The organism is Photobacterium frigidiphilum (assembly GCF_003025615.1).
GTDB lineage: Bacteria > Pseudomonadota > Gammaproteobacteria > Enterobacterales > Vibrionaceae > Photobacterium > Photobacterium frigidiphilum.
This window is the reverse complement of the sequence record NZ_PYMJ01000063.1, coordinates 1-15,647: the sequence shown is the minus strand read 5'-3', so window position 1 is coordinate 15,647 and position 15,647 is coordinate 1. Positions and strand designations below refer to the sequence as shown.

The 15,647-nt window shown below is 49.0% G+C and carries 20 protein-coding genes; all 20 read left to right on the top strand.

All coding sequences use genetic code 11. The annotated features are described in order from the left end of the window. On the top strand, positions 1–438 hold a 438-nt coding region (locus C9J12_RS28760; protein WP_407675709.1), incomplete at its 5' end, for a hypothetical protein. 34 nt (positions 439–472) lie between these two features. Next, entirely contained in the window at positions 473–664 is a 192-nt protein-coding gene (locus tag C9J12_RS28755) for a hypothetical protein (protein WP_107246671.1), read from the top strand. Further along, the gene (locus C9J12_RS28750; RefSeq protein WP_107246669.1) at positions 642–1,310 is read left to right on the top strand and encodes a type IV secretion system protein; all 669 of its coding nucleotides are present in this window, start codon (positions 642–644) and stop codon (positions 1,308–1,310) included. The genes C9J12_RS28755 and C9J12_RS28750 overlap by 23 nt, the downstream gene beginning before the upstream one ends. A gap of 12 nt (positions 1,311–1,322) precedes the next feature. Beyond that, positions 1,323–2,195 (top strand): P-type conjugative transfer protein TrbG, encoded by an 873-nt coding sequence (gene trbG, locus C9J12_RS28745; protein ID WP_107246666.1) that lies wholly within the window; start codon positions 1,323–1,325, stop codon positions 2,193–2,195. A gap of 3 nt (positions 2,196–2,198) precedes the next feature. Next, a complete protein-coding gene (locus C9J12_RS28740) occupies positions 2,199–2,624 on the top strand; it encodes a hypothetical protein (RefSeq protein WP_107246663.1) in 426 nt (141 codons plus the stop codon). After that, the gene (locus tag C9J12_RS28735; RefSeq protein WP_107246660.1) at positions 2,617–3,852 is read left to right on the top strand and encodes a TrbI/VirB10 family protein; all 1,236 of its coding nucleotides are present in this window, start codon (positions 2,617–2,619) and stop codon (positions 3,850–3,852) included. The genes C9J12_RS28740 and C9J12_RS28735 overlap by 8 nt, the downstream gene beginning before the upstream one ends. A 143-nt stretch (positions 3,853–3,995) precedes the next feature. Next, positions 3,996–4,850, top strand: coding sequence for a hypothetical protein (locus tag C9J12_RS28730; RefSeq protein WP_146150129.1), 855 nt, complete (start codon positions 3,996–3,998; stop codon positions 4,848–4,850). Continuing rightward, a complete protein-coding gene (locus tag C9J12_RS28725) occupies positions 4,850–6,316 on the top strand; it encodes a type II and III secretion system protein (RefSeq protein WP_107246655.1) in 1,467 nt (488 codons plus the stop codon). Before C9J12_RS28730 ends, C9J12_RS28725 begins: the two co-directional genes overlap by 1 nt. Further along, on the top strand, positions 6,313–7,437 hold the full coding sequence (locus tag C9J12_RS28720) for a hypothetical protein (protein ID WP_107246652.1): 1,125 nt from the start codon (positions 6,313–6,315) through the stop codon (positions 7,435–7,437). The genes C9J12_RS28725 and C9J12_RS28720 overlap by 4 nt, the downstream gene beginning before the upstream one ends. Then, positions 7,434–8,015, top strand: coding sequence for a hypothetical protein (locus C9J12_RS28715; protein ID WP_107246650.1), 582 nt, complete (start codon positions 7,434–7,436; stop codon positions 8,013–8,015). Before C9J12_RS28720 ends, C9J12_RS28715 begins: the two co-directional genes overlap by 4 nt. A 2-nt stretch (positions 8,016–8,017) precedes the next feature. Beyond that, entirely contained in the window at positions 8,018–9,607 is a 1,590-nt protein-coding gene (locus tag C9J12_RS28710; RefSeq protein ID WP_107246647.1) for a GspE/PulE family protein, read from the top strand. Further along, on the top strand, positions 9,604–10,593 hold the full coding sequence (locus C9J12_RS28705) for a hypothetical protein (protein WP_107246644.1): 990 nt from the start codon (positions 9,604–9,606) through the stop codon (positions 10,591–10,593). The genes C9J12_RS28710 and C9J12_RS28705 overlap by 4 nt, the downstream gene beginning before the upstream one ends. A gap of 11 nt (positions 10,594–10,604) precedes the next feature. Continuing rightward, entirely contained in the window at positions 10,605–11,165 is a 561-nt protein-coding gene (locus tag C9J12_RS28700; protein ID WP_107246642.1) for a hypothetical protein, read from the top strand. A gap of 1 nt (position 11,166) precedes the next feature. Continuing rightward, the gene (locus C9J12_RS28695; protein WP_107246640.1) at positions 11,167–11,679 is read left to right on the top strand and encodes a hypothetical protein; all 513 of its coding nucleotides are present in this window, start codon (positions 11,167–11,169) and stop codon (positions 11,677–11,679) included. Beyond that, positions 11,679–12,623 (top strand): type II secretion system protein, encoded by a 945-nt coding sequence (locus C9J12_RS28690; RefSeq protein ID WP_107246637.1) that lies wholly within the window; start codon positions 11,679–11,681, stop codon positions 12,621–12,623. Before C9J12_RS28695 ends, C9J12_RS28690 begins: the two co-directional genes overlap by 1 nt. An 11-nt stretch (positions 12,624–12,634) precedes the next feature. After that, the gene (locus C9J12_RS28685; protein ID WP_107246635.1) at positions 12,635–13,033 is read left to right on the top strand and encodes a hypothetical protein; all 399 of its coding nucleotides are present in this window, start codon (positions 12,635–12,637) and stop codon (positions 13,031–13,033) included. Between the two features lie 59 nt (positions 13,034–13,092). Further along, on the top strand, positions 13,093–13,284 hold the full coding sequence (locus tag C9J12_RS28680) for a hypothetical protein (RefSeq protein WP_107246632.1): 192 nt from the start codon (positions 13,093–13,095) through the stop codon (positions 13,282–13,284). 70 nt (positions 13,285–13,354) lie between these two features. After that, positions 13,355–14,410, top strand: a complete 1,056-nt coding sequence (locus C9J12_RS28675) for a trypsin-like serine protease (protein WP_107246630.1) — start codon at positions 13,355–13,357, stop codon at positions 14,408–14,410. Between the two features lie 98 nt (positions 14,411–14,508). Next, positions 14,509–14,706 (top strand): hypothetical protein, encoded by a 198-nt coding sequence (locus C9J12_RS28670; RefSeq protein WP_107246626.1) that lies wholly within the window; start codon positions 14,509–14,511, stop codon positions 14,704–14,706. Positions 14,707–14,715: 9 nt separating this feature from the next. Continuing rightward, on the top strand, positions 14,716–15,330 hold the full coding sequence (traF, locus tag C9J12_RS28665; RefSeq protein WP_107246624.1) for a conjugative transfer signal peptidase TraF: 615 nt from the start codon (positions 14,716–14,718) through the stop codon (positions 15,328–15,330). Positions 15,331–15,647: the final 317 nt, after the last annotated feature.

Below are 15,647 nucleotides of genomic sequence, written 5' to 3'. Positions count from 1 at the left end.
TTACTGGGGACAGGCGCAGTCGGCGCCATGAAAGGCGGCATTGGCAGTCTCGCAGGGAAGGTCGGGGGCGGCAAGGTCATGGACGGCGTCAAAAGTGCCCTGTCCCGTTTTTCACCCACCTCGGGGGCAGGGAAAATGGCCATGAAAGGCGCCACGGGGGCAGGCAAGGCGCTGTCTGGCTCTGGAAAGGTCGCCGCCAGCGTCGGAAAAGCCGGCTTGAATCTCCTTGCACAACAATCACCGGTGGGGCGCGCCATGCGGGATGTGGCCAGCATGGCCAGTACCCCGACCAATCAACACCAAGACGTGCTCAACAACCTGAACGCCCAACAAAACGCACCGTCAACCTCGACCTCATCACCCAACACCTCAACGGTCAGTACCGATGAAGCCGCCTGGCAGGCCATGGCCAACAGCAGGGCAAACGACAAACACTAACCGTCCCCGTTTTTTACTGAATAAGGAAAGCGTCATGCCACCCAAAACACCGATACCCCACTCCATAGTGACCTCTGAAGAGGATGCCGATAATGCTTGTTTTGGCAGGCTAGAGAGTGATCTTGATGATTATTACGATCAACTCGATGCACGCGACGAGTATGAGCGAGAAAACGATGCCGATAACCGCGAGGAAGCCGCACATGAACACACAACACACCGATGAACTGTCCTTGCTCTATCAACGGGGGCGGCATGAATGGGACGAACGCATGGGCTCGGTTATCCATCAAGCCCATGTTTGGAAGCTGGCATTTTTTGCTGCGCTGGCCATCACAGCCTTGTCGGTCGGCGGGGTGATTTATATCGGCAGTCAATCCAAAATTGAACCGTATGCCGTGGCAATAAACAATGGCGAGGTCATGGCGACAGGGAAAATGTCTCGCTTACCACCAGGACAACTGAATGCCTTGCAGGTCAAGGCCCTCACCGGCTTCATTGAAAATATGCGCAATGTCATGGTGGATGTCTCGGCACAAAAAAGTGCCATCATCAAGGCGTATGCCATGATGCAAAATGATTCCCCCGCCTATTTACAAGCCAATGCGCATTTTAAGCAACAAAGCCCCTTTGCCCGCGCCGAAACAGAATTGGTGAAGGTGGAAGTGCTCACGGTATTACCATTATCAACCGACACCTATCAGGCCGAATGGAAGGAAACCGTGACGGCACGCAGTGGTAAAGCCACCTATTTCAAGCGCTATAAAGCAACCCTCAACACCGTCACACACGTACCGACCACCCAAGCCGCCCTCAATACTAACCCGTTGGGCTTTTTCATCCGCACCTTCAACGACGTTGAAGTGCGCTAAGGAGAACAGATAATGAAAAGATGGTTGCCCGCACTCTGGGGCGTGGCTTTTTTCTCTCAGGCGGCCACCGTGCCCGCGTTGACATCCACCCCGCCCAATGCCTTGTCGTTGTTCGGACAAGAACAAGGACTCACCGCCAGTGAGCGGTCAGGGGTACAACTGGCTCAAAAATGGATAAACGGCAACATCCAACCCATTACCGCCCCTGACGGGGCGGTGGTGTATTACTACGGCGCCTCCCTGCCGTCAGTGGTGTGCTCACCGCTGAAAACCTGTGATATCCAATTAGAGCCTGGCGAGCAGTTGGTCAAAACCGGTATCAATGTCGGGGATTCCGTGCGCTGGACCATCACCCCGACCTTGTCAGGCTCAGGCAGTAATGCCGTCACCCACATCATCGTCAAACCGTCCGATGTCGGGCTAGAAACCTCCTTGATGCTCACCACTAACCGCCGTTCGTACATGTTCAAGCTGGTTAGTCGGCAATCGGACTGGATGCCCGTCGTCCGATTTGATTACCCTGAGACCATTAACACCGCACTCTCGTCCCTCTATGCCAAACAAGCCAGTGCGACAGCAGAAAAACAATTGGGAAACGGGCTGAATATCGACAATTTGGATTTCAATTATGGTGTTGATGGCCAAGCCGCGTTTACGCCGATACGGGTCTACAACAACAGCATCAAAACCATTTTGGAAATGCCCCGCAGTGTGGCCACAGGCAAACTGCCCTCGCTGCTTGTGGTCAATGCGGGACGACGCGAATTAATCAATTACCGCTACAACCAAGGCAAGTTCATTGTGGATGGGCTGCCAAAAGAAATTGTCTTGGTGATCGGGGCGGGAAAATACCAACAATCTGTTCTGATAAAGCACAAGGGATAAATCATGAAGACCATCATAATGGGGCTGCTCTTGTTGTTGTCAGGCTGTGCCAGTTATCAGCCTGACGAATACGGCAATTACAATGACGTGATCTTAACCCCGTCGGAATCACGGGTTATCGCTTCGGATGTCGCCCGCTTTCTGCGAAAAACGGATAGCGCAAAACGCATCGTCAACATCAACCATGACAACAGTGCCTTTGCCACCACTTTGATTAGCACCCTGCGTCAAATGGGGATTGGTGTCTCAGTTAACAACCCTGATACTTACCTTAATATGCACTATCACCTGACGGCATTGAACCCTACCCAGTTTTACATGACCGCATCGTTTAATGACGGACGACATTTTTCGCGTATTTGGGCCATCAGTAATAATCAATTGATCCCGTTACCCAGCAGAACGGCATTTGGGGGGACGTATGAGTGATAACTCACCCAATACCGTGACGGTCAAACAAGACCCATCGAAAGGGTATTCATCATCACGGGTTAAAAAACAGGTCATCGGCGTGCTGGCTGTCGTGGTTATCGCCATTTTGTGTATCGTGTTATACGTCATCGCCTCCAAAGGTCAGCATCGCGTGACAGATAATACCGAGGTTGTCACAAACACCGTGACCGATAGTCGAGCAGGATTGGCCGCCGCCTTAAACACGGCCCCGCCCGATACAACCGTGATTGATGATCGTGTCGCTCAAGAGGAACAAGCCTATAAAGATAAACAGGCCTTGGCCCCACCGGTTAAAACCGCCTTGGAAGAGGCGCTTGAGCAAGAATGGTTAGCCATTCAAAAAAACAGGAACCAGACTTTACTCGCCGCCTTGCGGGCACCGGTTTCCGTCACCGCCCCGTCATTAGCGAGCGCCCCGTCCTCATCTGGGCGAGAGGATGCCGAGCAAGATGCAGTGTATCGCCGTGCTAAAGAAAATGTGGCAGATATTCAGGCACAGCTTTACGGGACGCAAGACGCCCTGGCACCACAGCAAGGGGGCAACAGTGGTTCTGGTCAAGCGGAAAAGCTAGCGTTTCGCCAGCAAGACCGCCGTCATGATTATTTAACCGAAGGACGCCAAGCCCCTCTCAGTCCGTATGAATTGAAAGTCGGCACACTCATTCCGGCCAGTTTGGTGGGGGCGATTAACTCAGACATTCCAGGGCAAATCATTGCACAAATCAGTCAGACGGTGTTTGACAGTGCGACAGGCAGTACCGTGTTACTGCCACAAGGCGCAAAGCTGGTCGGCACCTATGACAGTCGTGTCGGGTACGGGCAAGACCGATTGCCGGTTGTCTGGACGCGGGTTAACTTTCCGGATGCATCGGTGTTAAACCTTGGTGGCATGGACGGGGTGGATGTGTCAGGGCAAAACGGGTTTACCGGCGATGTTGACCATCACTATTGGCGAATATTTGGCAATGCGCTGATGTTAGGCATGATATCGGGCGGCACACAGGCGGCAGTCAGTGACGGCAACTCAGAAGAAAACAGCACAGGAGAAGATGTGGCCAATGGCGTGGTGCAGCAGTTTTCACAAACGGGCAATCAACTGATCCAAAAAAACCTCAATGTTCAACCGACCATCACCATTCCCAATGGTTATGAATTCAACATCATGTTGACCAAAGACGTGATCTTACCGCCTTACCATTCGTAATAAAAAAAGAAAAATTTGCGCTTTTGTGTGGTCATCGTGTGTTAACGCGCAGCGTTATCCCCATGTCCACACGCTCTGAGTGCATGTCATTGGGTGGTGAGCCTCTTCATCACATCATGCTTTATAACCAAATTGAGTTATTTATGAAAAGAATCTCAAGCATTGCGCTGTGTGGGATGATCTCAACGTGTGCCATTGCAGCCCCACACGCAAAATGGCAAACCGTTGATGGTCAGGAACGCATTGTAATTTCACAACTGCCGACCATGGTGACTCCTCCTCTCGCGACGTACTCATCCATCGAACAAGGCGATCCCTTTGTCATTGAGAGTGAGTCATCTAACGCACCGTTATCCTTGGTAGAAGCGGCGATAGCGGGTTCAAAAAAAGCGCCCGCAAAGATCGCAGTTAAACCTCAACAAGCGAAACAGTCCACGGCTTATCAAACACCCACAAAAAAGCTTGTACAACCGCAGTATGTGGTCACGAAAGGTCAGTCATACATGACGGCGCTGCGCCAATGGGTCGCCAAAGACAAACTGACCCGCGTGGCGTGGTCACTCCCTCCGGCTGCCATCAAGGCATTGGAGGAAATCTCACCTAACGGTGAAGTGTTTAAGGGCTCGTTGTCACAGGTCGTCACCACTTTAGGTAAGCAACTCGATACCCCATTACATTTTACCCATAACCCCATGAAGGGGTTGGCGGCCATTCATACGCTTGATAGCAACGTTGAATTGAACTGGGTGCATGGCGCAACACTTAAAAATGCGGTCCATAACCTAACGACCGATTTTGGCTGGTCATGGAAAGACGGTACGACAATCCAAGGCGGTAGCTGGATGTCACCGGATAATTTTCAGTTGGCTGCACCCTATCCCATTGTGTCCCCGCGTGGGGATTTTGCTTTTGCCTTAAACACGGTCTTGGACGGCTACCCCGTCCAAGCACAACTGCTCTATGGCACAAAGAACATTTTCATTATGGAGAAAGAATAATGAACCACATAATCAAAAAAATGGTGCTTCTGACCAGTATCATCACAGGGTTGGCTGGGTGTGTATCACAAGACTTCATCGACAATAAAGCCGATGCCGACAAGGTACAAGCACACATAGAAACACTCAGGCCCACAGGGACACTCAACAATGTGGTCAGTATTTCCCGCCCGCCAGTGAACGCGAACCCTATCGATGCTGAAAACCGCATTGCATGGTTAGACCAAACAGTGAATGTGCAAAGACTGACTCGCGTCCCGTTAGTGACCGCATTAACCGCCGTGATGGCAGGGACACAAACTGAAATACGGTTTGATAATGATGTTCAACCCAATACCACGGTCAGTGTTGACCTTCATACCACCCGACAAAACATTCTGAATGTGTTGTCGAGCCAGACAGGGTATGCCTTTACACCGTCAGAGAAAAAAATCGTTGTCCAACGTTATCTATCAAAAACATTCATTATTCAGTTGCCGACAGGCGCGTATTCCGCGCAGCAAGGATCACAAGGGCAATCAAAGGGCAAAGATGACGAAGCCAAAGTCGAAGGGCAGTTCATCAGCGTCACGTACAAAGACAAAGATGTGTTTACCGAAATCAGTGAGGCCGTCAAAGTTGTATTGAAATCTGACGATGAAGACGGAGAGCTCATTGGTGACGTTCAGCCCGTGCCGTCCATGTCAGGGCTGACAGTCAGAACCACGCCAGTGCGAATGCGACAAGTTCAAGCCCTTATTGATAGCTATCAATCAGAACTCAATAAGCAAGTATTGATTGATATCCGCATTCTTGAATTTCGGTCAAACCTTGGAAAAGACCGTGGGGTGGATTGGCAAATATTGAAAGAGGTCGGCGACGGGACACTGAAATTTTTAATACCAGGCACAACGACGTCATCGGCAGGCAATCCCGCAGGGTTGGCCTTTACAGGAACAGGCAAGTGGGACGGCACCACCGCGTTCATTAAAGCCCTTGAACAACAAGGCACGGTATCGACAGAAACCCCGATCAGCTTTCGCACCCTGAGTAGCCAGCCAGCCCGTATATCTCAGACGTTAGTGACCCCCTTCCTCGAAGATTTTTCGACGGTGATAACCGATAACACCACGACCCCAACAACGACCCGAGGCTCTGTGACCGAAGGGGTAGACATGACTATTTCTGCCAATGTGCAAAAAGGGTTTGTGTGGTTACGTACCGCCGGAAAGTTAACCAAAATCGCCAGTGACACAACGGAAAAAGTGGCTGATGTCGCCTTGCGATTTATTTCGACACGCAGTGCCGATTTGAATTTCACCAACAAATTGCGCTATGGCCAAACCGTGGTGATTGGTTCGATTAAGCAGCAAACCACAGGGGCAAACAAAAGTACGTCATTTGGTATTGACGGCTTGGGCATGCAATCAACCAATAATCAAACGGTTGAAACGCTTATCTTATTGACCCCAAGGAGAGTCCAGTGAACATAGCCGCTTTATGTAAAGCCAGTTCGACCCACACCAATAAAGAAAAATTACAGCGAGACCACCCTGCCAAGTATGCCTATAGCGTCACCAGAGGGGGAAGCATTTCCTTGTATACCAGTGATGAGCCCGCCACGGCACTGGCAGAAGCATGGTTAAAAAAAATCGGCAGACAGGAAGATGCGTGGTGTCTTGTTGAAGCACTCAATGATCACACTGTCTTTTTTATGTTCGTCAGTGGCGGCGACGTCAAAAAAGCGATCACTTGCGAGGTCAATCAACTCGATACCGTCTTACTGCTACGCAGTGACCGTGTATTTTTAGTCAATCTGCCCGAATCAACCCTCGGGCAATACGGTGATTGTCCCACCGCAACCCCGCTGGCCCCACTGGCCGAGGCTGAATATGCCCCGTTTGCCTTAAAACCCGTCTCAACCGTTAGGTGGCGGGCCGTGATGGTAGGTGCGGTTCTTCTGGCGATGTGTGGCGGCGGTTATGCGCTGTTGCGCCCTCAACCGCTGCCTGAGTCTCCTGTGTCCCCCCTCGACCCGTATTTGGCTTACCGCACATCGGTCAGTCAAGCATTATCAGCCAAAGAGATATTGCAAAATACCGTCGCTCTGGGGGCGTATGGGCTTTTATTGCCAACGGGGTGGCCACTGGACACCATTTCATTGCAAGGCGATAACCTGACGCTCACCGCAAACCGTTCACCCTCGGGAACGCAGGCGGTGATTAAGCAATGGTTGCAGCAACAAACCGCGCTCACGCCATTTTCGACGGTGACGATCGATACGTTGACTATTCGCATACCGTTGAGTGCCACGCTGAGTACATGGCGCGACACGATAATGCCCGTCGGCCAATCAACCACGCGCTTATTCGATGCACAAACCACGTTAGGCTGGACGGTTCGCGATGTGATCCATACCGACCACCGTGTTTCAACGTCTATCCAATGGTCATTAACAAAAACGGCCATGTTGACCGACATTGCCACGTTAATTGACACCGTCGCCATGCAACCCATTTCCATTTCGTCACTGACGTTGACCCCCACCCAACCATTGGGGCGATACGCCACTGAACTGTCATTAGCTTTTACCGGAGAAACCCCATGAAAAAATACGCGAAGTGGATAATCTTAGGGATTGTCGGTGTCGTCATGCTCACCCTCATCGTGCCTTATTTATTTTTTCCACCCAAAACCGCTCCCATCATTTCAAACCATCAGGATGCGAGTCCGCCCCCTCTAACAACGCCCGCCTCACTTGCATTACAGCCGATAGCGGCCCCTGCGGTTCAGGCTCCTGTCGTTATCAGCCTGAATTCGCAAGCCATGGATGTGATGAGGAAAAGCAATTTGATCACCCAAAAAACATTGGATGCTCAAATTGCAGAATTGACAGCACGAGCAACAATAAGATCTACCCCTTACGCGGTGCCTAACATCACGGTATTAAGCGAGGACACGCAAATAAGCCGCGACAGCAATATGGGAGGCATGTTGGACCGCTTACAACTGCGCGGTCTTGTCACGAGTGACAATCACATTACGGCCTTTCTCTCTATCGATGATAACGCCCCGTTAAGCATCAAGCTCGGCTCTGTCATACACGGGGTGAAAGTCACGCGTATTTCAAACAAGGGCGTGAGATTGACACAAGGTAAACAAACACGCTGGTTAACAGGAGAATAATCATGTCTTACACGCTACTGCTCGATAAACAGCTCATCCCTTTGTGTTTGGATGACGGTTATACCTGTGTGACAGGATCCGGTGAGATTTTGAATGCCAATCCCAAGTCAACCAAACTCGATGACATCATCAATTATGTACAAGCCCTGCCTAGCAGGGCGGGCAAACCCTTGGTGATCACCCCCGTTGCCATTGAAGATATTGAGGGGTTATTAGAAACCCTGACTCACACCCTCTCATCCCCCGAACAGAAAGATGATACCGAGCTTGGGCAACACCTCGTGGCATTGTGCCAAGCGGGTGTCAATCTGGGGGCCAGTGATATTCATGTTGAAATCTATCGCAAAGAGACGCGGTACTTAATTCGGGTCGATGGTAAGCGGGAAGTGCTGACTCACTTTGCTGACGGGCAAAGTGCCTTGCGGCAAAATCGCAAGAAAGGCCTTGATTTGGCGTCTTACGTCTTCAGCACGTTAGGGAATCAAGACGTGAATGAACGCGAGCCAGCCAATGACAGTTTCGAGGTGAACTTAGTGTGGGAAGCCGAGGAAGCAGACGCAGAAGGTCGTGCCGTACTCGAACCTAAAATATTTGAATGGCGAGCCGCCCTCATGCCACTTGACCGTGGTGTCAAACTGACGATGCGCTGCCTGACACCGCGGGATAAACCGCTGCTGCTCAAAGACATGGACTTGCCACAGTCTTATCTGGCACAGCTTATTCGAGCCGTACAGCAGCGCGGTGGAGCCATTGCCGTCACAGGGCCAATGGGGAGCGGGAAGTCCTCCTTGATATATGCCCTACTCGATACTATCGACAGTACGGCACGCTCAATCCACGCGCTGGAAGATCCCGTGGAATTTAATCAAAAAGGTATTTGTAAAACCGCCGTTGAACCCCAAACCGAAACAAAACTCGGCTCCGGCGTCTATAAAGATTATGCGTTTTATGCCAAAGAGCAACTTCGCCACGATGTGGATGTTGCGCCGTTTGGGGAGCTTCGGGATCATGCGGCGGCAAAAGAATTTTGTCGTAAGGCAGAAACAGGAGGATTGGCCATTACTACTATGCACACCAATTCCGCGGTGGGTATCGCGCAAACCTTCATTGAACAAATGGGTATCTCACCCGCGATAGTCTCTTCCCCTGATTTGATGCGGTTGTTCGTGCATCAAAAATTAGTCAGAAAATTATGCCCTGACTGTGCGTTATCGCACGCTAAGGCTCGTGAACGGGAGGACACGCGAGAAAAGGCGCTGCATCTTGAACAGTTACTGCCAAACGATGTAGAGACCGTCAAAATCAAACACCCTGACGGTTGTGATAAGTGTCATCAAAAAGGAGAAAATGGACGGGTCGTCGTCATGGAAATTATTGTGCTCGATGATGAAGACCGTCGGTTTATTGCCAAACAAGATTATCTGGGCTGGAAGCATTTTTTAAAACAAAAAGGCTGGCCTGATATTCGTGATCATGCGCTTTCAAGGATCAGGAAAGGGATCGTTGATATCGCCTCGGCTTCTGAGCAAATCAACGATTTACTGCCTGTCGATGTCACCGCGATTTATCGGGAAATGCAGGAGGAGCTGTGAAATCACTCACGCAATTATTGTTCTCGCAACAAGACCAAATTACGTTATTAGCGCAATGGAAACACTGTGATGAATACGGACTGAGTACCCGCCAGTTCTGTGATGCGTTGATTGAGAATGGGACCAGCACAACAAAGGAAATAGGACAGGCTGGCAAGGATGCTCCCACCAGGGGAGAGCACTTTACTGATGTGCTCATGGATTGGTATCCGCCTCATATTGTTAACGCTATCGCGTTTGCTGAACAAGCCGGAGACAGGCAAGCCGGATTAACCGCCGGTATCAATCAACTGCAAGGCGGGCAAAACATTATGCTGAGCATCATCAAGCTCTTGTGGTTTCCCTTTGCGTTGATGATAGTCGCTGGCGGTTTGGGGCTGTACGTGTCTGATAGCATTTTGGACAGCATGAAAGAAAAGGGGGGGATAGGGCAAACGCTCAATGACATTGTCTCTACCTATGGCATCGCCATAGCCCTTGGACTCCTTCTTTTTATCTTCCTCATCACCCTTGCCCTTCCGACACTCACTGGCCCTCTACGCCGACACCTCGATTCACTGCCAGTATTCGCTGTCTACAAGATTGCCACTGCTGCTAGCGTATTGAATACCCTCGGTAACTTACTCGCTTGTGGCATCAAGTTGGATGATGCTTTAAAAGCTATCGAAACGTCTGGCTCGCCCTATGAGCGTTTTCATGCACAACAAATGCGAGATCAACGGGTCGGAAAAATGAATCTGGGTGACATCCTCGATACAGGACTCCTCCTGCCGTTTGAACTTGGGGCATTAAAAATATTGGGTAGCCACGGCAGCTATGCTCCGCTGCTTTTAAAAAGTGCCCTCGCCCATCAGGCTGACGTCAAACACCGTTTCGCGGTGATGTCGGACATTTTACCCAAAGTCGGTTTATTACTGGTAGCCCTCCTATTAGGAGGGTTAATGGGAACCGCTATGGCTCAACTTTTATCGACTGTTAATCTTTAAGGACTATTTTCATGACACACCACCTAAACAACAACGAGACATCACTGACTGACAATGACACGCTGATTGGCCAGAAAAAAAACGCCCATCAACGGGTTTTTAACAACAAACAAGCGGGGGCCAGTTTGGAAAATTTCATCTTCTGGATGATTGCAGCGGCCTTTGTGCTAACCGCCATTGTTGGGCTCTATAACAAGTCGATGAGCGGGGCAAGAAATGGCGTAGTGAAAACAGATGTCGGTGTCCTGATTGCCGGTGCATCAGGATGGGGAGGGAATAATAAGTCCGGCATTTCAATGAATGAACTCTGTAAAGCAGGGAGCAACTATTTAACCAAAGAGATTTGTGGCACTGCGCTTGATGGCGTGAATGCTAACCCCTACGGCGGGGATTATACCTTAGCGGTCGATACCAATACCTCCCGCGTAAAAATTGGGATCACAGACATCGACCCTGATTATGTCACGGTCGTGGCGAATGACCTCGCCGCACTGTCGTTTGACAACTGCCGCCTTGCCAGTGGTTGTGCAACAATCACGGTCGCAGGGCAAAACGTCACGTTGATACGCTAACATGAAAAAACAGCATGGATTAACCCTCGTTAATCTGGTGCTGGTATTGGCTGTCGCGGGGGTTATCCTCGCGACAACAACCCCTGCTCTGCTTCGTGTCAATACACGGGTGCAACAACATGTTGAATTACAGGATGCTGTCAATCAAACATTACGCAGCTTGCACCTTGCATTAAGCGAACATTGGCAACAAACCCAATGCCGAACCGCACCGACGGTTAACGTCAACCAACTGATTAATCGTTATCAGTTACCCAGTGACATTATGCTCACGCTACCGTTACTTAACGTCAATATCGACCAGAGCCCCAACATCCCTCACCTCGCCACGCGCTTAACGATCTCATTCGATACAGAATCAGACATGGAGGCGAATCGCATCAGCAATGGGCTAAAAAATAGGGCTGTTTGGGTCAGGGCAACCGCTAACCGCATCACCGTGATTGAGCCTATCTCCCCGATAGATTCTCAGTTCGGGCGAATGAATATTGACCCCACAACAGGATGCTATTAATGAAACGTAAACAACACGGGTTCAGTTTGATTGAGCTCATCATTGTCTTGGCTGTTTTAGGCATTATCTCCACGTTTGTGATACGTGCCATGAACGGCTATACCAACTGGAAATACGCACAAGATTATGCGGCGCATATCGAGCGTGTTATTACCCAGCTACAACAATATCAATATTACCAAGTGACGACACAAAACCAAGACCCTGCTACGGCGGCCGTATGGCCAGCTAACCTTGAAAGCCTCATGAGTCCATCGGGTCAATTTTGGCCGGATTGCTCACTGGCCGATGAAAGCAACCGGCTGTGCACCCGCCCCGACAATGTACCGTGGACAACCCAACGACTGGGTTACACCGTCACTACCGCAAACCCGACGAAAGCAGAGATAACGATCCCATTATCGGCCATCCCGAGCGAGCAGCAAACCCTTTGGGCCTCAGCATTAAAGACCTTGCCTTTTGCTGTTACCCACCCCACCACGGGCGATATAAAAATAGTCATAGGCGATCCGTTATTGTCCCAAGTCTATAAGGAGTTTTTACAAAAAAATGGCGAAACGCCATTAACCGCCGCATGGGATGTGGGTAATCAGTCCATTCTCAATGCCAAACAAGTCACGGTAAAAACCCAAGACGGACGGCAACAACAATTAGGGCTTGGTACGGTGAAAGAGTTTTTAGCGCAACACAATGCATGGGTAAGTAAATCATCGTGGTCATGCGCTGCGGGTTTAACGCAAACAATTCATGTCAGTTTGAATGCGCCGATGGCCCCTAGAGGCTATGAATACATCGGTATCGCGGGTTTTAAACCCTATGCCGTTAATCACAGGACAGGTTGGACTATCGGACTCGATTACAACGCCAAAATTAAATCCACAGGGAAATGGCAACCAATGCATTCAGGGTTCTTGAATGTTCGTCTTAATTGCAGTAGCTCATAACGGAGAAAATAATGAAAAAGTACGCTTTGATAATCCTCGCGATTGTCACCTCAGCCTCAGCGATGGCCAAAGTCACCGAGGCGGATGTAGCGCGAGACACAGCATGGCTTGCCAGCCAAAACCCCAGTGTTCCGCAATCTGTAATTGACAATCAATGGAGGTATTACAACAACCCACCTAATGAAGTCGGGCAAAACACCACGGTTTATCAATACAGCGTGAGAAATGGTACAAAACGGCTTAAACCCGTCAATGGTTACATCTGTACGATAAGTCGAGCGTATGGGTATTATCATCGAGGACTGAAAGGTATTGACGTCAGTGTTTATCAAAGTGGGGGGTATTGGTATTTAAAAGCGGCGAGTCCTAATTCTGACAACCTCGGTGATGCTACCTGCTGGAATACATAGCTCGCCGTTAACATGTGTAATATACTACTCCATGATAAATTATTATGGAGTAGTGTCACATGCCTAAACTCACCAATAAAGAATTTAAAAAAATATATAAAGATAAGGGGTGGACACCTTCCTTACTGGCTGAAAGATGGGGGTTTACTAATCCATCTCGCATTCATCAAATCGCCAGAGATGAAAGCCGCGCCGAGCATTATGTCGATGCACTAAGAGGCTTGCCACATATAATTATAAAGTATAAATAAATACACTTAAAATGTTGACTTGTTGCATAATGAGATCATACTGAATACATCAACTAAGGAGAGTAAGCCCATGAAAAAGCACACTTTAAGCCTATTGGCATTATCACTTATCGGTACATTCACCGCCCCGACCTATGCCGTTGAAGGAGGGACTTCACTATCATGGGCTGACCACCCTTATTTGATTGAATCACAATGCACTGGCACCGTGTTAGGTGGTCAATATGTGTTGCTCGCAGGGCATTGTGCAAATTCGGTCGATAGTCCTTTCCCTCGTCAGGTCAACTTGTCGAATAGTGAAAGCTTGATGCCGACTCATCGTGAAACCTTGTATGACCCTAGTTTGCCTGTATCAGAGTTTGCTGACGTTGCCCTTTGGACATTACCCAGTACGGCTCCGATGGATAAGGTACTCTTTGTTGCTGACCTTAACGATGCTGCTAGCACCGTTAATTTAGGGGATAACGTGTCATTTATGGGATTTGGTCAAGATGACCACACTCCACGATTAGGACAAGCAAAGAGTCACATAACAGATGCCGTATACGGTGGCATGGGGATATCATACTCCGACCCCTTAGAGCACTCTGTACCAGGTGATAGTGGGGCACCAATTTCTAACGCTGATAATAAAATAATTGGCGTCAACTATAGCGCTACTGGTTCAATCGACCCAATAACAGGACTGTATGAACAAAATGGCGTTAACCTACATTTTGTTAAAAATTGGCTACTACAAAACATAAACCGTTGGCACAGTGCCACAGAGCTCAAGTTCACGGGCGATAAAACCATTGAAGTACAATCGCTGCATGTGAACAATATCGATATGGCAACCCGTCAGAACAACGGAACGCTGACCACTGGTGATGTCACTGTAACAGGCGGAACCTGTGTGACGGATGGAGCTGTTACCCCCTTTGGTATGTGTACGTTGGAACTGAAAAGTGGTGCAGGTGAAGGGAAAGTGATGCTTGAGGATGGTAACGACATTACCATTAACCGCGCACCAGACCCTGACCCTAAGCCGGTTCCAAAACCTGACAATGGCAGTAGCGGCGGTGGTTCTCTTGGCTGGTTGGGATTGTTGGGGTTATTAGCCGTCGCCATAAGACGTAAAGCCTAACTACAACAAAACATTATCGCAACATACAAAAGCCTGATTGAATCTGCATTCAACAGGCTTTTTTGATACCTGCTATAAAACAAAGGGACAACATAACAATGAGCTTCATTGCTTGGCTATTAACCATTACCGCTATTTACCTCCTCTTTTTTATTATTACATTCGCCCTGGCAACAAGAGTTCAAAAAGTAGCAGACTCATTCATGGAAATCACAATAATAGGCGGTCTTTATGCGCTGATTTACATGATCCACTATGACGGCATCATGTTTCGTTATCATGCAGCCTTACATTGAACCCTACCCATGGAGAACAAAATGGCAATACAAAAATGGCGCAACCTTATCCACGAACGGTTTGTGGCCACCAAGGATACAGCGTGTAATCGCAGGGCAATCATTAAACGCACCTTAATAGGATTGGGGTTATTCGTGAGTATCGCTCTCATCTTTCATGCCATCGGCCTCCGCTGGAATGAAAGCACCTCCTACCCCACAGGCTTGTACCAATTAACAGGCAAGAGTGATTATCGACGAGGGGAGCTAATCCTCTTTTGCCCGCCAGATAACCCCGCCCTTCAAATGGCATTAGAACGGAAATATTTACGGTTTGGGCTGTGTAACGGGGGATTTGAACCTGTCATCAAACGCATTGTAGGAATAGGCGGAGAGCGCGTCACCTTCACCGATGTCATTAATATTAATCAACAACGATTACCCAACACGCACCGGCTTCAACAAGATGGATTCAACCGTCCACTACCGCAGCTAGACAATTTTACCCTGCCAGACAATACCTTCTTTGTGATATCAGACCACAAACCCACCAGTAGCTTTGATAGTCGATACTACGGTGCTATTCCGAGGGGGAATATCATTGGAAGAATTAAACCCGTTCTACTTCTTGATGACAGAAAATAATAAGGAAAGAACCATGCAGCAATCACACCTGACTTCCACCTTAAATATTGATACGGAGTTGACATGCCATCATTAAGAAAATTGATAGCAAAATTAAATGATCGAGTAAATCGCAACACACCTGAACAAGTTGGATTAATTTGCTCTTTTGCGGGGTTTATTGTGTTAAGCCTCATTGTTACTGACGTGAGTGCGTATTAACATGATGCCGATCGCTCTATAACATCGATGGCGATCACAATCTCATTCGATTGTAGACCTTCGTAAAATCTAACTGACGTGATCGGCTTGCGTCAATTTATTTAATCTTTTTCGCA